Genomic DNA, 22051 nt, shown 5'->3' with positions numbered 1-22051 from the left:
ATTCCTGTCGCAGTTGCGCATAACTGTGGCGCCACGGCCGGGCGGCCGGTGGCGGCGCGCACGCAGTGCTCGCTCCTCCCCAGGACGACAGATCCGGCGCGTCCTCCCACGGAAACCGACGCGGCGTCGCGCCCTCGCCGACTGCGCCGCACGATGGCCGCATGACCTGGCGCGACGCTCCCCCGCTCACCGGGCTTCGCCGACGGCGTGACGAGCCCTTCGACCGACTCGACGAGCGACGGCTGCGTCGCGAGCTCGACGCGGGGATCGTCGTGCGCGCCGCACCCGGGGTCTTCGTCGACGGCATCCGCTGGCGCACCCTCACCCCCATGGCCCGCCACGCGCAACGCGTCTGGGAGGCATCGATCCGCGTCGCCCCGGGTACCGTCTTCAGCCACCACGCCGCGGCCGCCCTGCACGGTATCGACACGCTCGGCGAGTGGCCGGCACGGCTGGACGTCTCCGTCGAGGCGGATGCGGGTGGGCGCTCCACCGGGCTGATGCGTCGGCACACGCGCGCGATGGCGGACGCGGAGCTCCTGCCGTGGGGCGACTACTTCGTCACGAGTCCGGCCCAGACCGCGGTCGATCTCGCCGCATCCGGTCCGTTTGTGCAGGGAGTCGCCGCGATCGACCAGGCGATCTGGAGCGGACGCCCCGGCGGAGCACTCACCACCCCGGCGCAGGTGCGAGAACGTGTGGCCGCGCGACCGCGGCGGGGGCTCGCCCGCATCCACCGGGCTCTCGCCTTCGCGCGCGTCGGCGCGGCCAACGTCCGGGAGAGCCAGAGCAGAGTGCTGATCGTGGAGCTCGGGTTTCCGGAGCCGGAGATCCAGCACCGCATCCGTCTCGCCGACGGCGCGCTGTACATCGCCGACTTCTTCTGGCCGCGCCACGACCACATCGGAGAGTTCGACGGCCTCGGCAAGTACTTCGCCCTCGCCCGCGAGACCGGACGCACGCCCGTGCAGGCCCTCGCAGCGGAGAAGGATCGAGAGGACGCGCTGCGGCGTCTCGTCAGCGGGTTCTCGCGGTGGCGCGCCGGCGATCTCGACGACCCGCGACGTCTGTACGACATCCTCCGCGGGGCCGGTCTCCCGACATCTTGTCCGCGTCCGCTGGGCTAGCCCGTTGGCGCCACACTTATGCGCAACGGCGCCTGTGGATGACTGTGGCGGATGCGGAAAAGTGGCGCATCTGCGCAGATGCGACGCAACTCGGGCACCCGGAGGCCGGCCCGGACGGGATCACCAGCTGACGGGAAGGGCCTTGCCTTCTTCGTAACCGGCGGCCGACTGCAGTCCCACCAGTGCTCTCTCGTGGAACTCGGGGACGGTCGCCGCGCCCGCGTACGTGAAAGAGGACCGCACGCCCGACGTGATCATGTCGAGGAGGTCCTCGAGCCCCGGCCGCAGCGGATCGAGGTAGATCTTCGACGACGAGATCCCCTCGGCGAACAGCTCCTTGCGGGCGAGTTCGTAGGCGTCGAGCCCGCCGAACCGCGCGTGCACCGCCTTCGTCGAGGCCATGCCCCACGACTCCTTGTAGACCCGCCCCTGCGCGTCCGTGAACAGCTCGCCGGGCGCCTCGATCGTCCCGGCGAACCAGGAACCGACCATGACGGATGCGGCACCCGCCGCCAGCGCGAGCGCCACATCCCGCGGGTAGCGCACGCCGCCGTCCGCCCACACGTGCGCGCCCAGCTCGCGTGCCGCCGACGCGGTCTCCAGCACGGCCGAGAACTGCGGCCGCCCCACGGCGGTCATCATGCGCGTGGTGCACATGGCCCCGGGACCCACCCCGACCTTCAAGATCGAAGCGCCCGCGGCGACCAGGTCGTCGACGCCGTCCGCGGTGACGATGTTGCCCGCCACGAGCGGCAGGCCGAGGCCCAGATCCGCAACCGCGCGCAGAGCGCGGAGCATGCCCTCCTGGTGGCCGTGGGCCGTGTCGAGCACGAGCACGTCGACGCCGGCCGCGGCCAGGGCACGTGCCTTGGCCGCGACGTCCCCGTTGATGCCGACGGCCGCCGCGACGATCAGGCGCCCGTCGGCGTCGACCGCCGGGCTGTACAGCGTCGATCGCAGCGCGCTGCGCCGCGAGAGCGTGCCGACGAGGTGGCCGCGTTCGACGACGCACACCGTCTCCGCATCCGCCGCGACGAGCAGATCGAATGCATGACGGGCATCCGTGACGTCGTCCGCATCGATCGCGAGCGGCCGGGCGCGCACGAGATCACCCAGGGTCGCGTCAGGCAGCGCGGTCGCGAGGCGCGTGGCGGGTACGACGCCGACGACGTCGGCGAGGTCGAGGGAGGCGGCCGAAGGATCGGCCACGACGATGCCGTACCCCTCTGTGGCGGGCAGGAGCTTGGCGGCGTCCGCCGCGGTCGCCGTCGGAGGCAGCACGATCGGGGTGTCCCAGGGCACCGGCTGACGCTTGACCCACCGGATGGCGGCATCGAGCTCCTGCAGCGGCATGTCCTGCGGAAGCACGCCGAGTCCGCCGCGTCGAGCGAGCGTCGCCGCGAGGCGCGCGCCGGTGACGGAGTTCATGTTGGCGGAGACCAGCGGAATCCGCATCGCGGTGCCGTCGCGCGGCGACAGATCCACATCCAGACGACTCGTGATCCCGGAGCGCCGAGGCACCAGGAACACGTCGGAGTAGGTGAGGTCTGTCTCGGGTTGCGCGCCGTAGAACTCCATGTCTGCAGAGCGTACGCCGCCCATACTCCGCCGGGCCTGTCAACCGCGACGCGCCGGGAGCGAACGCCGGAATACTCGACTAGGCTTGCGTGTCGTGCGTGTGGGCCCACGACGGCCCCGCATTGCGGATGAATCTCACGAAAGCGGGCGATCGAGAGTGTCGAGCCAGGTGACGGGCGTCGGAGTATCGAACGAAGGAGAGTTCGGAGCCAATGAGTGGCTCGTCGAGGAACTCTACGAACAGTTCCTTGTCGACCGTAACTCGGTCGACAAGTCTTGGTGGCCGGTCCTGGAGGCCTACCACTCCCAGGCGGGATCGGGCGGTGCCGCCAAGGCAGCACCCGCCGCATCCGAGCCCCACCCGGTGACCGCGCCGATCCCCGTGATCGGCTCGCAGCCCGTGGCCCGCACGACCGGCAAGCCGGCCAAGCCGCAGCCGATCCCGGCGCAGGCCCCCAAGGCCCAGCCCTCCGACCCGGCGGGCGAGGTGCAGGAGGACGTCGTCACGACCCTCAAGGGGATGACGAAGACCCTCGCCGCCAACATGGACGAGTCGCTGACGGTGCCCACCGCGACGAGCGTTCGCACCGTCCCCGCCAAGCTGATGATCGACAACCGCATCGTCATCAACAACCACATGGCGCGGACCCGTGGCGGCAAGGTGAGCTTCACGCACCTGATCGGGTGGGCGCTCATCCAGGCGCTCAAGGAGTTCCCGAGCCAGAACGTCTTCTACGCCGAGGTCGACGGCAAGCCCTCGGTCGTCGCTCCCGCGCACATCAACCTGGGCATCGCGATCGATCTCCCCAAGCCCGACGGCACGCGCGCGCTCATGGTGCCGAGCATCAAGCGCGCGGAGTCGCTGACGTTCAACGAGTTCCTGGCCTCCTACGAAGACCTGGTCAAGCGCGCCCGCACCAACAAGCTGACGGCGGCCGACTTCCAGGGCACCACGCTCTCGCTCACGAATCCGGGCGGCATCGGCACCGTGCACTCGGTACCCCGTCTCATGAAGGGGCAGGGCTGCATCATCGGCGCGGGCGCCCTCGAGTACCCGGCCGAGTTCCAGGGCTCGAGCGAGAAGACGCTCGTCGAGCTCGGCATCGGCAAGACGATCACGCTCACGAGCACCTACGACCACCGCGTGATCCAGGGCGCCGGCTCCGGCGAGTTCCTGAAGAAGGTCCACGAGCTGCTGATCGGGCAGCGCGACTTCTACGAGGGCATCTTCGCGGCGCTGCGGATCCCCTACGCCCCCATCCGCTGGGGCAGCGACATCAACGTCGACCTCGCGGAGCGCATCGACAAGGGTGCGCGCGTGCAGGAGCTCATCAACTCGTTCCGCGTCCGCGGGCACCTGATGGCGGACATCGATCCGCTTGAGTACGTGCAGCGCACGCACCCCGACCTCGAGATCGAGAGCCACGGGCTGACCTTCTGGGACCTCGACCGCGAGTTCATCGTCGGCGGCTTCGGCGGCAAGCGTCAGATGAAGCTCCGCGACATCCTCGGCGTGCTGCGTGACTCCTACTGCCGCACCCTCGGCATCGAGTACATGCACATCCAGGACCCGGTGCAGCGCAAGTGGTTCCAGGACAACGTCGAGGTGAAGTACCAGAAGCCCGGCCATGACGAGCAGCTGCGCATCCTTTCCAAGCTCAACCAGGCAGAGGCCTTCGAGACGTTCCTGCAGACCAAGTACGTCGGCCAGAAGCGCTTCAGCCTGGAGGGCAGCGAATCGGTCATCCCCCTGCTCGATGAGATCCTGCAGGGCGCGGCCTCGGCGGGTCTCGACGGCGCCGCCATCGGTATGGCGCACCGCGGCCGCCTGAACGTCCTGACCAACGTCGCCGGCAAGACCTACGGCCAGGTCTTCCGCGAGTTCGAGGGCACCAGCCTCCCCGGCAACAAGCGCGGCTCGGGCGATGTGAAGTACCATCTGGGCACCGAGGGCACGTTCCAGTCGGATGCGGGCACGGAGCTTCCGGTGATCCTCGCCGCCAACCCCTCGCACCTCGAGACCGTCGACGGCGTGCTCGAGGGCATCGTCCGCGCCAAGCAGGACCGCAAGCCGATCGGCACCTTCGCCTGGCTTCCCATCCTCGTCCACGGCGACGCGGCCTTCGCGGGCCAGGGCGTCGTCGTCGAGACGCTCCAGATGTCGCAGCTGCGCGGGTACCGCACCGGCGGCACCGTGCACGTCGTGATCAACAACCAGCTCGGCTTCACGACGCTGCCCGTCGACGGACGCACCTCGGTCTACGCGACGGATGTGGCCAAGACCATCCAGGCTCCCATCCTCCACGTGAACGGCGACGACCCCGAGGCCGTCGTGCGCGCGGCCGAACTCGCCTTCCGGTACCGCCAGGAGTTCCACCGCGACATCGTCATCGACCTCGTCAGCTACCGCCGCCGCGGTCACAACGAGGGCGACGACCCGTCGATGACGCAGCCGCTCATGACGAACCTCGTCGAGGCGAAGCGCTCCGTGCGCCGCCTCTACACGGAGTCGCTAGTGGGTCGCGGCGACATCACCGAGGAAGAGTACGAGCAGGCCAAGCGCGACTTCCAGGATCGCCTCGAGGTGGCGTTCGCCGAGACGCACGAGGCCGAGACCGGCACGCACCCCGTCGTCGCCGAGAGCGTCGAGGTCGAGCGGGCCGTCGGCGAGCCGGAGACGACAGGCGTGTCGACCGACGTCGTGCAGCTGATCGGCGACGCCTTCGTGAACAAGCCCGACGGCTTCACGGTGCACGCCAAGCTCCAGCAACTGCTCGACAAGCGGCACACCATGAGCCGCTCGGGCGGCATCGATTGGGCTTTCGGCGAGTTGCTCGCGTTCGGCTCGCTCCTCGTCGAGGGGACTCCCGTGCGCCTGGCGGGCCAGGACTCCCGTCGTGGAACGTTCGTGCAGCGCCACGCCGTGTTCCACGATCGCAACAACGGTCAGGAATGGCTGCCGCTGACGAATCTCAGCGAGGGCCAGGGACGCTTCTTCGTCTACGACTCGCTGCTCAGTGAGTATGCGGCCGTCGCGTTCGAGTACGGCTACTCGGTCGAGCGCCCGGACGCGCTTGTGCTGTGGGAGGCGCAGTTCGGCGACTTCGCCAACGGCGCACAGACTGTGATCGACACCTACCTCTCGTCGGCCGACCAGAAGTGGGGCCAGCAGTCGAGCGTCGTGCTGTTGCTGCCTCACGGATACGAGGGCGCCGGTCCCGACCACTCCTCCGCTCGCATCGAGCGCTTCCTGCAGATGTGCGCGCAGGAGAACATGACCGTCGCGCGCCCGTCGACACCCGCCTCCTACTTCCACCTGCTGCGCCGCCAGGCTTACGCGCAGCCGCGCCGACCGCTCGTCGTGTTCACCCCGAAGGCGATGCTGCGTCTTCGTGACGCGGTGAGCCCCGTCGAGGCGTTCACGCAGGGCAAGTTCGAGCCGGTGCTGGACGACGAGCGCGGCGTCGACAAGAACGCCGTCACGCGGGTGCTGTTGCACGCCGGCAAGATCCACTGGGACCTGCGCTCGGAGCTCGACAAGAACCCCGATGACCGCGTGGCGCTGGTGCGCCTCGAGCAGTACTACCCCGCGCCGATCGACGAGCTGAACGCGGTCATCGACCGCTACCCGAACGCGGAACTCGTGTGGGTCCAGGAAGAGCCCGAGAACCAGGGCGCGTGGCCGTTCATCGCCCTCGAGGTCGTCAAGCATCTGCACGACCGCACGATCCGCGTGGTCTCCCGGGCCGCATCCGCCTCCCCGGCGGCCGGCTCGGCGAAGATGCATCAGATCGAGCAGGCGGAGCTGCTGCGCCGCGCACTCACGTTCTGAGTCACACACCGTGAAGGCGGGCCCCGGGATTCCGGGGCCCGCCTTCACATGTTCCCGGCGTCACCCGGCGGAGGGCGCCGCCAGGCCGAGTCGGGGTGCCAGCGCGCCGATCGCGTAGTCCAGCCCTTTCTGGAGGACGGGACCCGTATGGCCCTCCCCCGGGATGGTCTCGGTCAGCACAGTGAAACCGGCCGCCTGCGCGCGCTGCGCGTTCTTCACCTGACCGGGGCCGAACTGCGTGTCCTGCCCCCCATGCGTGAAGACGGCCACGTGGCCCGCGTAGGCACCGGGATGGGCCGCGAGCAGGGATGCGGGACTCGCGGCGTCGAAGGCGGCGCGATCACCGCCGAACACCTCGGCCACGGTCTTCTCGACGTGCTCCGAACCCGGATACTCGTTGCCCGAGATGTCCATGAGGTTGCCCCACGTCTGTGGGTTCTCCGCTCCGTAGGTCAGCGCGCAGGCACCGCCGTTGGAGTATCCGCCGATGACCCAGTAGTCCGGGTCCTGGATGATGTTCAGGTGCTTCTGGGCGTAGGCCGGAACGTCGACATTGAGGTAGGTCGACACCTTGCCGTACTTCGTCGAATCGGCGCAGGCCGGGTCGACGTTGACGGATCCCAGCTGGTCGGCGACGATCGCGATCGGGGCGAGGCCGTCGTGGGCTGCGGCGAACGCATCGAGGCTCTTGGCGAGCACCGTGGGGTCAGGGGTACCGGGCTGTCCCATCATGAAGACCAGGAGAGGCAGCCGCGGCGGGTCGGCGACGAGAGCAGCCGGAGGCAGATACAACGCGGCGTCGCGCGCGACGAACCCGGTCGCCGGGATCTTCTGCTCACCCGACAGAGCGCTCACCCGTCCCTTGGACGGCATGTCCGACGGCGGATCCCACGTCTGGTAGAGCGTGGCGGGGTCGCTGCGGTCAGACGTCGCCTGAGGCAGCGGTGCGCTGTCGAGTGCCTGGATACCGAGGATCGCCGCCAGATTGCCGGTCAACCCGTACTCGGCGTTGACGCCGGCGCCGATGCCGAGCGCGCCGGTGAGGATGAGAAGTACCGCGAGCACCCGCCGCCACCATGGATATAGCCCGAGGGCGACCGCCCCCACCGCGATCGCCGCGATCCCCACCGCGATCCACAGCGCGGCGTGCCCCGGCAGCGGACCCTGGAAGACGTCCGCCGCCTCGAGCAGCAAGGCACCCCCGTACCCGACGATCCCACCCACGGCCGCGGCGATCAGCAGCCGCCGGATGCGTCGAGGGGGGACGACGAACACCGTCGCGGCGAGAACGACGACGAGGGCCCAGATCACCCAGCGCACGGGGCTGTTGATGAGTTCGAGGGTGAGCAGCCACTGGATCATCTGTCTCCCCCTCGAGCCGTGCGCAGCAGCCCCAGCACATCACGCACGGTCGCGTCGGGCAGGTAAGCCCGACCGATCGCGGTCCCGATCCGCGGCAGATCGACCGGGTCGCCGTACGCGAGCCAGATCGTGCGATACCGGGGATGGAACTTCCGCTTGAACCGGAAGAGGGAATCGAAGCCGTACGCGGGCTCGAGCGTCTGGGCCAACCAGCCCAGCACCCCCGAGAGGATCGTCGCGTCACCGGGAGCCTCGACGTCGGGTTTGACCGCCATCGGAGCCCCGGAGAGGCTGAGCTCCGCCACACCGTCCGCGGCGGCCTGCTGCGCCGCACGCGCGATCGCGAACTCCATCAGCCCGTTGGGCCCGTCGGCGCGACGTCGCATGAAATCGAGTGTCCATCCGCTCGGCACGCCATCGCGCCAGGAGGGCATCCAGCTCGTGACGACCTGGATGCGGCCGGCGTCGTCGACCGCGAGCAGCAGCGCCACTTCCGGGTCGATGATCTCCTCCAGCGTGCCCAGGGTGAACCCCATCTCGGGCAGCGCCTTGTCGGCGACCCATTGCTCGTCGATCTCGCGGATCTGCGATCGCTCGGCAGCGTTGAGGTCGGCCCACCGTGTCCAGACGGCCGTGATGCCCTCGCGTTCTGCGCGGGTGACCGGCTGACGCACCTTCTGCCACTGCTTGCCCTCGAGGGTCACCTCGGAGGCGGCCAGCACCGTCTCCTCCCCCACGGAGAGGTACTTCCACCCCATGCCGTCGAAGACCGGCAGAGCGTCGTCGTGGATGCTGTAGAACGCCGCCGTCCAGCCCGACTCGGCGCAGAAGTCGACGAAGCCCCTGATGGCCCGCTCCTGTTCTCCGATCGGCGCCAGCGGGTCTCCGACGGCGAGAGCGACGTCGCCGACGAGACGGTATGCGACGGCACAGGCGCGGTCAGCGCTGTACCAGTAGCTGGTGCCGCGCCACGTTCCCAGGAACGAGAGGGTCCCGCCGCCGCGACGCAGCAGATCACGATAGAGGCGCGCATCCGCATCCTCGGGACGACGCACGCTCCGGTAGAGGCGCACCAGCGCGACGACGACGATCGCCCAGAACACGACGCCGACCCACTGGTAGATCCAGAGGGCCGCGCCGTGACGCGGGAACGGCGGCTGGCCGATTCCCTGGAGGAAGGAAGGAGGGACGAACCGACGCCACGACTCGACGACGATGTCCGTGAGCGTCGGAGTCACATCGAACGAGTGCCGCAGCAGGGTCTCGCTCGCCACGAAGACAGCGCCACAGGCGAGGAAGGCGACCACGACCGTCGCCGCGAAGGTGCGGGCTGCGTGGGGGGTCGCGCGGACGGGGAACCGTCGGCGCACCACGATCAACGCCGAGGCGCTCGCGACGGGCACACCGATCGAGGCGACGGCCCACAGCACGTACTCGAGCCCCGATCCGTCCGCCCACGGCTCGATGGCGAGCTCGCCGCTGAGCAGCGCGTAGAGGGCGAGCACCGCCAGCACACCCTGGACGCAGACGGCCAGCACGAGGCCGGCGCGGCGTCCACGCCGAAGACCCAGTGCGGCCACGATCAGCAGCGCCAGCGGCACGAGGGCCAGCAGCACGGGTCCGACCCCGCGGGTGAGCACGAGCGCGAACTCGTGGTCGCACACGGGCCGGTAGCTCACCTCGCACCGATCGACGAGGTGCTCGTCGAAGGCGAGGAAGGACGAGGCGACCAGGGAGAACGGACCCCGGCCACCGCCGGCGATCACCGCAGCGAGCGGACCGAGACCCGTGATCGCGACGAGCACAGCCATCAGCGCGCGCACCTCGCGTGAAGAGGAGCGATGCCAGTCCAGACGAGGCCTCCGCCTGGCCATGAGCGAGCCCGCGGCGAGGCCCAGCAGGGCCGCGATCAGCCGGTACCAGGAGTCGGCGTCACCGGCGTAGAGGGCGAACATGACGGCCGTGGCGAGCGCGACGAGCCTGATCCGACGTCTCCAGAGCGCCGAGGAGAGAGCGGATGCGGCCAGCACGGCCGCGAAGACCCCCATCGAGGGATCCAGAACGGGGTCGTTGGATTCCAGGGGGCGCAGGTCGTCGAGACCCCACAGCGCGGCGTGCGCGAGCGTGCCGAGAAGGATCGACAGGACGCCGCCGCACACGAAGACGATCGCCGATCGGAGGTGGCCCAGCAAGGACTCCGCATAGGCGAACGCCGTCAGAGCGAGGAGGACGCTGAGCAAGACCTCGATCGTCGAGTCGGGCACGACGAGAGCGGTGACGACCGACCACCATCGGCCGTCGGCGAGCGCCGCCGCGCCGCTGCCGAACGCCGTCGCGTCCGCGCCCCACAGAGAGCCGCTCGCGACGGAGGAGGCCAGGACGAGCGCGGCCAGGACGAGGCTCACCGGATGGTGCACGGCGTATCGACGCAGCTGCGTCGTCGTGATCACGTGGCGCCGGGGGCGCGACGAGTCCGCTTGTGACACGCGACCTCCCACGGACTCAGAGTGCCGCCGTCACCCTATCGACCGGGAATGGTGCGCGGGGGTGGAACTCTGTGCGTCAGTGATGAGTCGCCTGTGCGGCGCGGAGCCGCTCCAGCACCTGATCGCGGAGCTTGTCGGGTGCCGTCTCCTTGCACGCGCGCGCCACGACCTCGGTGAGGGTGGTGGCGACGAGCGCCTCGTCCCGGCATTCCGCGCAGGTCTCGAGGTGCTCACGGATATCGCTGTGCTCGACGTGGCACATCTCGTTGCGGAGGTACTCCTCGAGATCGCGCCGGGCCTTCTCGCAGCCGCAGTCGGTCATTTCTTGCTCCTGGGTGCAGACGGGGCGATGCCCCGTTCCTTCGCGTAGTCGGCGAGCAGGTCACGAAGCATGCGCCGGCCTCGGTGCAGGCGGCTCATGACCGTGCCGATGGGGGTCTTCATGATGTCGGCGATCTCCTGGTAGGCGAAGCCTTCGACGTCCGCGAGGTAAACCGCCAGCCGGAAGTCCTCGGGGATCGATTGCAGCGCTTCCTTCACGATCGACGCGGGCATGTGATCGATCGCCTCCGCCTCGGCGGAGCGGGTGCTGGTGGCGGTGGTCGACTCCGCGCCGCCGAGCTGCCAGTCCTCGAGGTCGTCGATGGCGCCCTGATAGGGCTCGCGCTGCTTCTTGCGATACACGTTGATGTACGTGTTCGTCAGGATGCGGTAGAGCCACGCCTTGAGGTTCGTGCCCTGCGTGAAGGTCGCCCACGAGGAGAACGCCTTGACGAAGGTCTCCTGCACGAGATCCGCTGCGTCAGATGGGTTGCGCGTCATGCGCATCGCCGCCGCGTACAGCTGATCCATGAACGGCAACGCCTGCTCCTCGAACTGAGAGCGGGTGTCCACGGCAGAGCTGGTGTCGTCCATCGTGGGCAATCCTACGCGTTGCCCACCGGCGACCTTCGGGCGCTCGAGCACGGCGTTCATACGCGTCCTTCCTTCACCGTCGATCGGAACGGTTCAGTAGGGTGGAACCGATGAGCGACGAGCGCTATTCCCCCGATCTCGCCGGCTGGGCCGCACCGAGCGCGTCCGCGGCGGTGCGGGCGGTCGTCCACGTGCCCGGCTCCAAGTCGCTGACCAACCGCGAACTGGTTCTCGCAGCACTGGCGGACGGCCCCGGCATCCTGCGCGCACCGTTGCACTCCGACGACTCGGCGCGGATGTTGGACGCCCTCACGGCCCTCGGTGTGGGTATCGAGCGGATCGAGGGGTCGGGTCCCTTCGGCGACGACCTGAGGATCACGCCCGCGACCGCCGCCCCCGCCGACGTCGTCGTGGACTGCGGGCAGGCCGGCACCGTCATGCGCTTCGTGACGCCGATGGCCGGCTTCGCCCGGGGCGACGTGACCGTCACGGCCCACGAGAGCGCGTTGCATCGCCCGATGGGCGAGATGATCCGGACACTTCGCGAGGTCGGTGTCGACATCGACGACGCCGGTACGTGGTCCCTCCCCTTCCTCGTCCGTGGGCGCGGGCATGTGCGCGGCGGCGAGGTGACGATCGACGCGAGCGCGTCGAGCCAGTTCGTCTCCGGCCTGCTGCTGTCGGCGGCGCGCTTCGACGTGGGACTCCACCTGCGCCATGAGGGGGCGCGTCTGCCCTCGATCCCCCACATCGACATGACCGTGGAGTCCCTCGCACATCGCGGCGTGCACGTGGAGCGCCCGGCTCCAGGCGAGTGGATCGTCCCGCCCGGACCGATCCGCGCGAAGGACATCGCGATCGAGCCGGACCTCTCCAACGCAGCCCCGTTCCTCGCGGCCGCACTGATCACCGGCGGCGAGGTCACCGTCGGCGGCTGGCCCGCGCATTCGACGCAGCCGGGCGCTCAGCTGCCCGAGCTGCTGGCCGCGTTCGGGGCACGAAGCAGCCGCCGTCACGGAGACCTGACGGTCACCGGGGGTGACACCATCACCGGTGTCGATCTCGATCTCTCGGCCGTAGGAGAGCTCGCACCCACGCTGGTGGGACTCGCCTTGCTGGCTGATGCCCCATCCAGCTTCGTGGGCATCGGCCACCTGCGCGGCCACGAGACCGACCGCCTCGCGGCGCTCGTGCACAACGTCCGCGCTCTGGGCGGCGAGGCCGAAGAGCTCGAAGACGGCATCCGCGTCGCGCCCCGGCCCCTCTCCGGAGGGCTCTGGCGCGCGTTCCACGATCACCGCATGGCCACCACCGGCGCATTGATCGGGCTGGCCGTTCCGGGAGTCGTCGTCGACGACATCGGTACGACGGCCAAGACCATGCCGGAGTTCCCCGAACTGTGGCTGCGCATGCTCGCGGACACGGAGTCCGCCGGGTGAGCTGGCTGCCCCCGGACGACGACGAGGACGACCTCGCCTACGACGAATCCGCCTTCCGCGCACGGCCGAACCCCAAAGCGAACAGGCCGCGCACGAAGCGCAGACCGGCCCACGCCGACGCACGCATCGCGCGCGTCCTCGGCGTGGACCGGGGACGTTACCAGGTGCTCGTCGACGAGGACGAGCCCACCGAACGCGAGATCGTGGCGACTCGTGCGCGGGAACTGCGGCGCACCCCGATCGTGACGGGCGATCGTGCACGAGTGGTCGGGGATGTGAGCGGCACCGAGGGGACGCTCTCGCGCATCGTGGGCATCGAGGATCGCACCACCCTCCTCCGACGCAGCGCCGACGACACCGACCAGGTGGAACGGGTCGTCGTCGCCAACGCCGACCAGATGCTCGTCGTCGTGGCCGCCGCCGACCCCGAGCCTCGTGCGCGCCTGGTCGATCGCTATCTGATCGCCGCGCTCGACGCCGGGATCCGGCCGCTTCTCGTGGTGACCAAGACCGACCTCGCCGACCCGGCGCCATTCCTGTCCCACTTCGACGGCATCGACATCGAGGTCTTCACGAGCGCGCGCGGCGAGATGCCCGTCGAGCGCATCGGCGCGGCGCTGATCGGACACTCCACGGTGTTCGTCGGCCATTCCGGCGTGGGCAAGTCGACGCTGGTGAATGCGCTCGTACCGGGCGCGGGGCGTGCGACCGGCCACGTGAACGAGGTCACCGGCCGCGGGCGCCACACCTCGAGCTCGACGGTGTCGCTGCGGTACCGGGGCGAGGGAGGCTCGGGCTGGGTCATCGATACTCCGGGCGTGCGTTCCTTCGGCCTCGGCCACGTGGACCCGGCGAACATCCTGCGCGCCTTCACCGACCTGGCCCTTGTCGCCGAGGACTGCCCCCGAGGCTGCACCCACCTGCCCGACGCCCCGGACTGCGCCATCATCGCGGCGGTCGCCGAGGGGAAGCTGGGCCCGAGCGGTCCGGCACGCTTGGACTCCTTGCAGCGGCTGCTCACCACGTTCGGGGGCCGCTGAGCGCCTACGCTGGAATCATGACTCAGCTGCAGCCCGGCGACACCGCACCCGATTTCACGCTCCACGACCAGGACGGCAACCCCGTCTCGCTCGAGGAGTTCCGTGGCCGGCCCGTCATCCTCTACTTCTACCCCGCGGCGATGACGCCGGGGTGCACGACCCAGGCGTGCGACTTCCGCGACAGCCTCTCCTCGCTCACGGCCGCCGGGTACACCGTGCTCGGCGTCTCAAGGGACTCGTCCGAGAAGCTCGCGACGTTCCGCGAGCGCGACGGCCTCACCTTCCCGCTGCTGTCCGACCCCGACCGCGCGGCGCACGATGCCTACGGCGCGTGGGGTGAGAAGACGAACTACGGAAAGACCGTGGAAGGCGTGCTCCGTTCGACGTTCGTGATCGACGCTGACGGCCGCATCGAGCACGCTCTCTACAACGTCAAGGCCACCGGCCACGTCGCTCGGCTTCGCAAGCTCCTCGGTGTCGACGGCTGAGGGTCAGTCCTCGCGCCGGGCGCTCTGAGCCGCCCGGCGCGCCGCCGAGATCAGCAGGACGAGCACGATCAACGCGGGAACGCCCAGTTGAAGACCGTTGAGCGGATGCCCGTACGTCCCGGTCACTGCGCCGATCGCGACGGCGAGCACCAGCAGTTGGACCACGATGCCGCCCGAGCGTCCGGCCGACCTGCCCCGTGCCGCCGAGATGCCGAACCCGACGACGAGCGCGGCGCCGAGAAGCGTCAGCACGATCAGGGCGATCGCCGTCGCCTCGGATGCGGTGTCACCTTGCGCCAGCGCGATGAGCTGCCAGATCGCGAGCCCCGCGAGTGCGACGCCCTCCAGAACGACGAGTCCGCCCGCGACCAGGCTCAGCAGGTCGTTGCGCATGACATCTCCGGGGTTGTGGGATCGGACAGTATTCGGCCGCATGAAGTTGGTGACGAGACACAAAACAACCGGTGAACCCTTGATTCACCCTGGTCACTGTGGAACGATTGACGACGTCGTGTGCTCCCACAGCGGCGTGGGGCGAGCAGAAGCTCGCACATCACACAGGGTACCGGACCCCGATCCGGGCTCTTTCACAACCCACCCGTTCTGACCTTTTTCCGACGCCTGAGGAGCAACATCACATGGATTGGCGCGACAAATCAGCCTGCCTGACCGTAGACCCGGAGCTGTTCTTCCCGGTCGGCAACACCGGTCCGGCGGTCGACCAGATCGAGAAGGCCAAGTCCGTGTGCGCTCGTTGCACCGTCACTGAGATCTGCCTGCAGTACGCCCTCGAGACCGGCCAGGACTCGGGCGTCTGGGGAGGCCTCTCCGAGGACGAGCGCCGCGCTCTCAAGCGCCGCGCCGCGCGTGCTCGTCGCGCCTCCTGAGCACAGCACGTTCCACAGACTCCGCATCCGCCGTTCCTGCGCCCACGGGCGCCAGGCGCGGCGGATGCGTCGTTCTCAGACCTCGCCGCGGTCGATGTAGCGCAGTGGGATGTCGATCGTGACTTCGGTGCCCCGACCCATGATCGTGTGCCAGTCGATCGTGCCGCCCAGCTCGCCCTGGATCAACGTGCGCACGATCTGCGTACCCAGGCCGCGACCCACCTGACCTTCGGGAAGACCGACCCCCGTGTCGCGGACCCGGACCTCCAGGTTGTCCTCCGAGCGCTCCGCGGCGATCTCCACCTCGCCCTCCTGCCCGGCGAGACCGTGCTCGACGGCGTTCGTCACGAGCTCGGTCAGAGCGAGCGCCAGCGGGGTCGCGTACTCGCTCGGCAGCGTTCCGAAGGAGCCGGTCTTGCGGGTCCGCGCCCGCGTCGTGGGTGCGGCCGCCACCTCGGCCACGAGCTTCAGCACCCGCGAGAAGACCTCATCGAAGTCGACGTTCTGCGTGAGACCCTCCGAGAGCGTGTCGTGCACCACGGCGATCGCCGACACGCGCCGCGTGGCGTGCGTGAGCGCATCCCTGGCCTCATCCGAGTGCGTGCGGCGCGCCTGGATCCGCAGCAGCGAGGCAACGGTCTGCAGGTTGTTCTTGACCCGGTGGTGGATCTCGCGGATCGTCGCGTCCTTGGTGATCAGCTCCTGATCGCGGTGGCGGAGCTCTGTGACGTCCCGGCACAGCACGATCGCACCGATGCGATTGCCGTGGTCGCGCAGCGGGATGGCGCGCAGGGCCACGGTGACGCCCCTGGCTTCGATGTCCACGCGCCATGGCGCGCGGCCGGTCGCGACGACAGGCAGCGACTCGTCGAACTGACGCTTCTCGGGGAGGATCTGCGTGATGACCTCCACGAGCGGCTCGCCCTCGAGCTCGTCCTCGAAGCCCATCCGGTAGAACGCAGAGAGCGCGTTGGGGCTCGCGAACGTGGTGAGTCCGTCCACGTCGATCCGGATGAGGCCGTCGGACGCGCGGGGAGCGCCGCGGCGCGGCGACGCGGGGGCGGCGACGTCGGGGAACTCGCCCGTCGCGACCATCCCGAACAGGTCGTCGGCGCAGTCGTTGAAGGTGATCTGCTGACGCGACGGCGTGCGGGCCTCCCCGAGGTTCGTGTGGCGCGTCAGGACGCCGAGGACGCGGGCGTGGGAGTCCGCTCCCGCCCGAGCGCGGACGACGGGCACGGCGCGCACGCGCGTCGGGGTCTCCTCGAACCAGTCCGGCGACGCGGAATCCACGATGCGGCCGGTCGTGAAGGCCTCGCGCACCTGGGCGCGCCACTGCGGGCGGACACGGTCGCCTACGATGTCGCGGTAGAAGAGGGTCGCCGCGCCGGAGGGACGCGTGTGCGCGACAGCGATGAACGAGTCGTCCTCAGTGGGCACCCACAGCACGATGTCCGCGAAGGCGAGATCCGCGAGGAGCTGTCCGTCCCCGGCGAGCCGGTGCAGCCACTCCACATCGGCGGGATCGGAGAAGCCGTGCGCGTAGACGAGATCGCTGAGGGTCGACACCACTCCACCCTAAGCGGAGGCGGCCAGTCGCTCGTGCGGACTCCGATCGCCGCGGCGTTCGCGTCGAGTGGTCGCGACCGGCATCGGCGGCAGCAGCGCCTCCCCGACGATGCGTCGGATGGCCGAGACCATCGCCGATCTGGCTGCCACCTCGGCGGCGGGCCGCGCGGCCAGCATCGCCGCATCCACCGCTCTGCGGTCCTCAGGAACGAACCACATCTCGCGGATGTCCGCGTAGCGCTCCAGCGTGCGGCGGAGCTGTCCGCGTGCATCGATGCCAATACCGCCGCGACGGAACCGGTTCACGACGACCGTCAGCGGCGTCGATCCGACGATCGCTCGCAGCTCCCCCACCGATCGCAGGAAACGCGCGACGGAGACGGGGTCGGCGGCGAGAACCGCCACGATGTGATCCGCGGCCGCGAGCGCGGCCAGTGTCGCGGCGTTCCGGCGGGGGCCGGCGATCACGTCGCTGACGATCTCCTCGTCCCGCTCCAGGGATGCGGCGACGTCCACCACGGTGTGCTCGGCCCATCCGGCGCAGGCGGCGAGTGCTGCGCGCACGCGCTTCTCGCTGAGCTCCGGCCACCTCGACGGGCGGTTGATTCCGGTGAGCACGTCCACATCGGCGCCTCCGAGAGCCACCGAGATGCGCTGGAGCTCGACGTCGTCCAGCGCTTCCAACTCGGCTTGGCGGCAGGCGACCGCGAATCCGGGCCCCTCGTCCGGAAGGCCGAGTGCCATGGCGAGCGAGGGCGCGTGGGCGTCTGCATCGACGAGCGCGACGTGACGGCCACCCCGGGCGAGTTCGGCGGCGAGTCCCACGGCGATCGTGGATCTCCCGGGGGCGCCGTGCGGGCCCCAGACGACGACGAGTCGCGGACCGGCGGCGGCGGGTCGGGTGGTCACAGGCGACGCGGAGGCGGCGGTGAGAGCGGCCGCCGCATCCCTCGCCGAGCCGGTCGCCGATACGGGTGACGAGAGCCCGAAGGCCGCGGCCAGACGAGCGGCGGCCGCGTCATCGCCGAGTGGCAGGACACGCACACCACGGGCGTCTGCGAGAGCGACCGTGCGGGCCGTCAGCTGATCGACGCGCGCGGCGAGCACCAGAGTGTCGGCGGAGGCGAGGAGCGCGTCCAGTTCCGCATCCGGTCCGTGACCGGACGCCACAGTGGCCGTGAATCTCTCCGGAGGATAGATCGCCACCTCGACGGCGCCCTCCAGCAGAAGTTGCTCCCGTAGGGCGAGGGCCACAGGCTTTGGGAGGACGAGGATCGCGCGGGAGATCACGAGACCCCCTGCGCGGGGACCACCGACAGTGTCGCCTCACCTGCCAGCGCCGCGAGCACATCCGCCACGGACTCTCGGGGGACGATGAGCTCGACAGAGGGCGCCGTGATCGCCATCACCGAGTCGCTGCTCGGAAGGGCGGCGACCGCCGCATCGGCGACCAGGATGCGGGGAGCCTGGCGGACACCCTCGCCGTCGAGCGGCGCGGCCCACACCTCCACCGGCGTCCCGACCTCGACGGAGGCGGGAATGGCGGTGCTGCTGGGAACGACGATCGTGGTGGTGCGCACCTCGGAGGCGGAACCCACGGATGCGGCGGGGATGAGTTCGCCGGCGGGGATGGTGCGCGTCGCCACGGCGTCGGGGGGCAGCGTGTCGCCCGACGCGTAGGCAGCCTCGAGCGAGCCCAGCGCGACGTCGACGACGCGCAACTCCGACGGTGCGATGCTCTCGCCCGGCACGAGCGTCCGCGTCGCCGCGTAGACAGGAACCGTCTGCCGCGCCGATGCGACGACGAACCACACGCCGGCGATCGAGACGAGGACGAGCACGACGCCGATCACGAAACGTGCGTCCGCCCACAACGCGCGGGGACGCTGGCGGGGCGTGGCCTGAGCTGTCATGGCCTACATGCTGACCGAGGCCCGGTCGAACCGTCGGATCTTATCCACAGCGCTCTTATCCACATGGCGCGCCACCGCGCCGAGGTGTCGGAACGGCACCGCATAATTGAGGGCATGCCCGACACGACCCCGCCCGAGGGCCGCCTCCTCGCCCCGGCGTCCGTCGCCGAGGCACTGTCGGTGTCGGTCGACGAGGTCATCGCACTCGTCATGGAAGGACGACTGCGCGGCATCCGGATCGGTGAGAGCCGCCAGTGGCGCATCGAAGAGGCCAGCGTGTCGGACTACCTCGACGATGAAGCCGAGGACGCCCGTCGGATGGCGCTGTGGCGGCAGTCCAACGCCGCCAGCTTCCCGGAGCTGTGGGGGCATGGCCGGGTGCGCAACCCCGACTGAAGGCCTCAGAGGACGTCGGCGCCCTCCCAGCGCACCCAGGAGAGCGCGGTGAACGGGACCAAACGGTAGCCGCGGACGCTCGCGGAACGACGCGGCTCGTCGATGTCGTGCAGCGCGAGATCGAGGTGGTCAGCCCCGGCACGGTCGATCGTCCCCGACACGGCGCGCGTTCCCACCTGCATCGTGACCGGGACACGTCGACGCGCGAGGTCGCGCAGGACGAAGCCGATCCCCATACGTTCCGACACACCCACCCGCGGCGCAGGATGCGGACGCGCGGCGCGCAGGAGTTCACCTTCCCCCACGCCCACCGAAGCAACCGCCGCGACCGGGACGAGCACACTGCGACGCTGCGCCTCGAGCCCCATCCAATCGGCGCCGACCGCGGTCAGGACGCCGATGAGCGCGTCCGCCGCCACCAGATCGACGGCGAGGTCGGCGCGTTGCGTCTCATCCGTGCGAGCGAGGACCAGAAGCCGCTCGCGCAGCGTCACGCGTGACAGCCGCAGCCGTTCGGCCTCCGTGTCCAGGACCGCGCGCTCCGCTTCCCACTCGGCATCGAACTGCCCCTGCAGGTCCTCGAAGAAGCGTTCCCAGCGCACGCCGCGAGATTAGACCGATACCCCCGCAATCATGAGAAGTTTTCCACAAACCGTTTCCGACCTGGCCGAACTGCTCTACTGATCCCGCTCAGGATCCCCGTTCATGTGAGGCCCAGATGGTTCAGATCGCCACCGGCGCGACGCGCCCCGAACGCAGCTTCATGCGCTTGTCCGCAGACTTCTTCGCGCCGCAGCCGACGTCCTCGTCCGAGCTGCCCGATCCCGTACCGCTGGTGCGCAACCTCACCAACGGCGTGCTCGAGGCCCTCGCGGGGGTCCGCGACATCGATCAGCTCGCACGGTGGATGACCGAAGACACCTACCGCGCGCTCCTGACACGCGTCAACCTCGCCACCCGCGCCCGCAGCGCCCGTGGCGTCGCCGCCGCGCGCCCCGTGCACTCGATCCTCAGCGTGCACCACTCGGAGCCCGCCGACGGCGTCGTCGAGGCCGTCGTGGTCGTCGCCGGCCCCGCGCGCACCCGCGCCGTGGCCATCCGCCTGGAGGGCATGGACCGCCGCTGGCGGGCCACCTCGCTCGCCCTCCTGTGAGAATGCTCTCATCGCCCGCGGCCGCCGGGCGACCTCGCCTACTGGCGGTAGGACGAGAGGAAGTTGCCGAGGCGCTCGATGGCCTCCGCGATCACGCGGGCCTCGGGAAGCGTCACGATCCGCAGGTGGTCGGGGGTCGGCCAGTTGAAGCCCGTCCCCGGGACGAGAAGGATGTGCTCGGCCACGAGGAGGTCGTGCACGAGCTTCGCATCGTCACGGATCTCGTGCACCTCGGGGTCCAACCGCGGGAACGCGTACAGGGCGCCGGCGGGCTTGACGCAGGACACACCCGGAATGGCCTCCAGGCCCTCCCACGCCGCATCCCGCTGCTCGTGCAGACGCCCGGTCGGGGCGATCAACGCGTCGATCGACTGGACGCCCGACAGCGCCGCCTGAACCGCATGCTGCGCGGGGACGTTCGGACACAGCCTCGTGGACGCGAGCAGATTGATGCCCTCCAGGAAGCCCCGCGCGTGGTGGCGGGGCCCGGTGATGACCATCCAGCCGCTGCGGTACCCGGCGACGCGGTATGTCTTGGACAGCCCGTTGAAGGTGAGGCAGAGCAGATCGGGTGCGAGTGTCGCGAGCGGGATGTGGCGGGCGTCGTCGAACAGGATGCGGTCGTAGATCTCGTCGGCCAGCAGGAGGAGCGAGTGCTCGCGGGCGAGTTCCACGATCTGGGTCAGCACCTCGCGCGTGTAGACGGCACCGGTGGGGTTGTTCGGGTTGATGACGACGATCGCCTTGGTGCGATCGGTGATCTTGGAACGGATGTCTTCGATGTCGGGCTGCCAGCCGTTCTGCTCATCGCAGACGTAATGCACGGGCGTACCGCCGCCGAGGCTCGTCATCGCCGTCCACAGCGGGTAGTCCGGCGCGGGGATGAGGACCTCGTCGCCCTCGTCCAGCAGCGCCTGCATCGTCATCGTGATCAGCTCGGAGACACCGTTGCCGAGGTACACGTCATCGGGCGTGAAGGGAGGGAAGCCCGGCTCCTGCTCGTACCGGTACACGACGGCGCGGCGCGCGGACATGATGCCCTTGCTCTCGCTGTAGCCGTGCGCGGAAGGAATCGCATCGATCATGTCGCGCACGATCTGGAACGGCGCGTCGAAGCCGAAGACCGCCGGGTTGCCGGTGTTGAGCTTGAGGATCGTGTGCCCCTCGGCCTCGAGCCGGTCGGCCTCCACCAGGGCCTCGCCGCGGATCTCGTAGAGGACATCCTTCAGCTTCCGGGACTGGTCGAGGGGGCGCAGCGAACTCATCCGATCAGGATAGTCCTGGCACGGCCGGGCCAATCCGCATCCCCTGGCACGACTGGCGGTTCCGGCACGTCATTCGGCGGTTCTCACATAATCGCCGCCGATACGGTGAAGGGGTAACACCCCTTACCCGAAGGACTCCCCATGGCCGCACGCGATCATCTCGACGACACCTCCAAACGCATCATTGAACAGCTTCAGGAGAACGGGCGCCGCTCCTACGCCGAGATCGGCAAAGCCGTCGGACTCAGCGAGGCGGCCGTACGACAGCGGGTGCAGCGGTTGACGGACTCGGGGATCATGCAGGTGGTCGCCGTCACCGACCCCATGCGACTCGGCTTCCACCGCCAGGCACTCGTGGGGCTGCGCGTCAGCGGCGACAGCCGTGCCGTGGCGGCTGAGCTCGAGCAGATCTCCGCCGTCGACTACCTCGTGCTCACGGCGGGCAGCTTCGACATCCTCATCGAGGTCGTGTGCGCCTCCGATCAAGACCTCGCCGAGCTGCTGAACGCCCGTATCCGCACGATCCCCGGCGTCATCTCCTCGGAGACGTTCGTCTACCTCGAGGTACGCAAGCAGTCGTTCGACTGGGGCACGCCCTGAA

The 22051-nt window shown here is 69.6% G+C and carries 20 protein-coding genes; 9 read left to right on the top strand and 11 right to left on the bottom strand.

The genetic code is table 11. The features are described from left to right. The first annotated feature begins 161 nt into the window (after positions 1–161). On the top strand, positions 162–1127 hold the full coding sequence (locus tag EHF32_RS01125) for a hypothetical protein (RefSeq protein ID WP_137416412.1): 966 nt from the start codon (positions 162–164) through the stop codon (positions 1125–1127). 120 nt (positions 1128–1247) lie between these two features. Here EHF32_RS01125 and EHF32_RS01120 read toward each other — a convergent pair whose 3' ends face one another. Further along, entirely contained in the window at positions 1248–2705 is a 1458-nt protein-coding gene (locus EHF32_RS01120; RefSeq protein ID WP_137416411.1) for a GuaB1 family IMP dehydrogenase-related protein, read from the bottom strand. Between the two features lie 157 nt (positions 2706–2862). On the opposite strand from EHF32_RS01120, the gene EHF32_RS01115 reads away from it, so the two are divergent. Continuing rightward, the gene (locus EHF32_RS01115) at positions 2863–6537 is read left to right on the top strand and encodes a multifunctional oxoglutarate decarboxylase/oxoglutarate dehydrogenase thiamine pyrophosphate-binding subunit/dihydrolipoyllysine-residue succinyltransferase subunit (protein ID WP_137416410.1); all 3675 of its coding nucleotides are present in this window, start codon (positions 2863–2865) and stop codon (positions 6535–6537) included. 60 nt (positions 6538–6597) lie between these two features. On the opposite strand, the gene EHF32_RS01110 is transcribed toward EHF32_RS01115, so the two are convergent. From EHF32_RS01110 to EHF32_RS01095, 4 genes are all read right to left on the bottom strand, one after another. Continuing rightward, entirely contained in the window at positions 6598–7899 is a 1302-nt protein-coding gene (locus EHF32_RS01110; protein WP_137416409.1) for an alpha/beta hydrolase, read from the bottom strand. Next, positions 7896–10385 (bottom strand): bifunctional lysylphosphatidylglycerol flippase/synthetase MprF, encoded by a 2490-nt coding sequence (locus EHF32_RS01105; RefSeq protein ID WP_137416408.1) that lies wholly within the window; start codon positions 10383–10385, stop codon positions 7896–7898. The genes EHF32_RS01110 and EHF32_RS01105 overlap by 4 nt, the downstream gene beginning before the upstream one ends. A 76-nt stretch (positions 10386–10461) precedes the next feature. Further along, positions 10462–10707 carry a zf-HC2 domain-containing protein gene (locus tag EHF32_RS01100; protein ID WP_137416407.1) on the bottom strand — a complete coding sequence of 82 codons (246 nt, stop codon included), beginning with the start codon at positions 10705–10707 and terminating at the stop codon, positions 10462–10464. Further along, complete coding sequence (locus EHF32_RS01095) at positions 10704–11300, bottom strand: sigma-70 family RNA polymerase sigma factor (RefSeq protein WP_192900669.1); 597 nt, start codon at positions 11298–11300, stop codon at positions 10704–10706. Before EHF32_RS01095 ends, EHF32_RS01100 begins: the two co-directional genes overlap by 4 nt. Positions 11301–11410: 110 nt before the next feature. Here EHF32_RS01095 and aroA point away from each other — a divergent pair, with 110 nt between their 5' ends. From aroA to bcp, 3 genes are read left to right on the top strand one after another with little or no spacing between them, the layout of a single operon-like run. Next, the gene (aroA, locus tag EHF32_RS01090) at positions 11411–12739 is read left to right on the top strand and encodes a 3-phosphoshikimate 1-carboxyvinyltransferase (protein WP_137416405.1); all 1329 of its coding nucleotides are present in this window, start codon (positions 11411–11413) and stop codon (positions 12737–12739) included. Next, the gene (gene rsgA / locus EHF32_RS01085; protein WP_137416404.1) at positions 12736–13779 is read left to right on the top strand and encodes a ribosome small subunit-dependent GTPase A; all 1044 of its coding nucleotides are present in this window, start codon (positions 12736–12738) and stop codon (positions 13777–13779) included. The genes aroA and rsgA overlap by 4 nt, the downstream gene beginning before the upstream one ends. A gap of 17 nt (positions 13780–13796) precedes the next feature. Further along, positions 13797–14267, top strand: a complete 471-nt coding sequence (gene bcp / locus EHF32_RS01080; RefSeq protein WP_137416403.1) for a thioredoxin-dependent thiol peroxidase — start codon at positions 13797–13799, stop codon at positions 14265–14267. 3 nt (positions 14268–14270) lie between these two features. Here the strand turns inward: bcp and EHF32_RS01075 are convergent, their stop codons facing one another. Continuing rightward, positions 14271–14660 carry a histidine kinase gene (locus EHF32_RS01075; RefSeq protein ID WP_137416402.1) on the bottom strand — a complete coding sequence of 130 codons (390 nt, stop codon included), beginning with the start codon at positions 14658–14660 and terminating at the stop codon, positions 14271–14273. A gap of 245 nt (positions 14661–14905) precedes the next feature. Here EHF32_RS01075 and EHF32_RS01070 point away from each other — a divergent pair, with 245 nt between their 5' ends. Beyond that, positions 14906–15154, top strand: a complete 249-nt coding sequence (locus tag EHF32_RS01070; protein WP_121060093.1) for a WhiB family transcriptional regulator — start codon at positions 14906–14908, stop codon at positions 15152–15154. A 75-nt stretch (positions 15155–15229) separates the two neighbouring features. Here the strand turns inward: EHF32_RS01070 and EHF32_RS01065 are convergent, their stop codons facing one another. From EHF32_RS01065 to EHF32_RS01055, 3 genes are read right to left on the bottom strand one after another with little or no spacing between them, the layout of a single operon-like run. Next, positions 15230–16723 carry a sensor histidine kinase gene (locus EHF32_RS01065; protein WP_137416401.1) on the bottom strand — a complete coding sequence of 498 codons (1494 nt, stop codon included), beginning with the start codon at positions 16721–16723 and terminating at the stop codon, positions 15230–15232. A gap of 9 nt (positions 16724–16732) precedes the next feature. Continuing rightward, positions 16733–18013 carry an AAA family ATPase gene (locus EHF32_RS01060; RefSeq protein ID WP_137416400.1) on the bottom strand — a complete coding sequence of 427 codons (1281 nt, stop codon included), beginning with the start codon at positions 18011–18013 and terminating at the stop codon, positions 16733–16735. Beyond that, on the bottom strand, positions 18010–18636 hold the full coding sequence (locus tag EHF32_RS01055; RefSeq protein WP_137416399.1) for an SAF domain-containing protein: 627 nt from the start codon (positions 18634–18636) through the stop codon (positions 18010–18012). Before EHF32_RS01055 ends, EHF32_RS01060 begins: the two co-directional genes overlap by 4 nt. Positions 18637–18750: 114 nt before the next feature. On the opposite strand from EHF32_RS01055, the gene EHF32_RS01050 reads away from it, so the two are divergent. Further along, positions 18751–19032, top strand: coding sequence for a helix-turn-helix domain-containing protein (locus EHF32_RS01050; RefSeq protein ID WP_137416398.1), 282 nt, complete (start codon positions 18751–18753; stop codon positions 19030–19032). A 5-nt stretch (positions 19033–19037) separates the two neighbouring features. On the opposite strand, the gene EHF32_RS01045 is transcribed toward EHF32_RS01050, so the two are convergent. Next, positions 19038–19634: a hypothetical protein gene (locus tag EHF32_RS01045; protein WP_137416397.1), complete on the bottom strand. Its 597-nt coding sequence runs from the start codon at positions 19632–19634 to the stop codon at positions 19038–19040. A gap of 116 nt (positions 19635–19750) precedes the next feature. Between EHF32_RS01045 and EHF32_RS01040 the strand changes: the two genes are divergently transcribed. After that, on the top strand, positions 19751–20185 hold the full coding sequence (locus EHF32_RS01040) for an Rv3235 family protein (protein WP_137416396.1): 435 nt from the start codon (positions 19751–19753) through the stop codon (positions 20183–20185). Between the two features lie 38 nt (positions 20186–20223). Here the strand turns inward: EHF32_RS01040 and EHF32_RS01035 are convergent, their stop codons facing one another. Beyond that, positions 20224–21450, bottom strand: a complete 1227-nt coding sequence (locus EHF32_RS01035; protein WP_137416395.1) for a pyridoxal phosphate-dependent aminotransferase — start codon at positions 21448–21450, stop codon at positions 20224–20226. 141 nt (positions 21451–21591) lie between these two features. On the opposite strand from EHF32_RS01035, the gene EHF32_RS01030 reads away from it, so the two are divergent. After that, positions 21592–22050, top strand: a complete 459-nt coding sequence (locus tag EHF32_RS01030) for an Lrp/AsnC family transcriptional regulator (RefSeq protein ID WP_137416394.1) — start codon at positions 21592–21594, stop codon at positions 22048–22050. Position 22051: the final 1 nt, after the last annotated feature.

Origin of the sequence: Microbacterium sp. RG1 (assembly GCF_005347485.1) — a bacterium.
Classification (GTDB): domain Bacteria; phylum Actinomycetota; class Actinomycetes; order Actinomycetales; family Microbacteriaceae; genus Microbacterium; species Microbacterium binotii_A.
The sequence above is the reverse complement of the archived record's forward strand: the minus strand, read 5'-3'. Positions and strand labels throughout refer to the sequence as shown.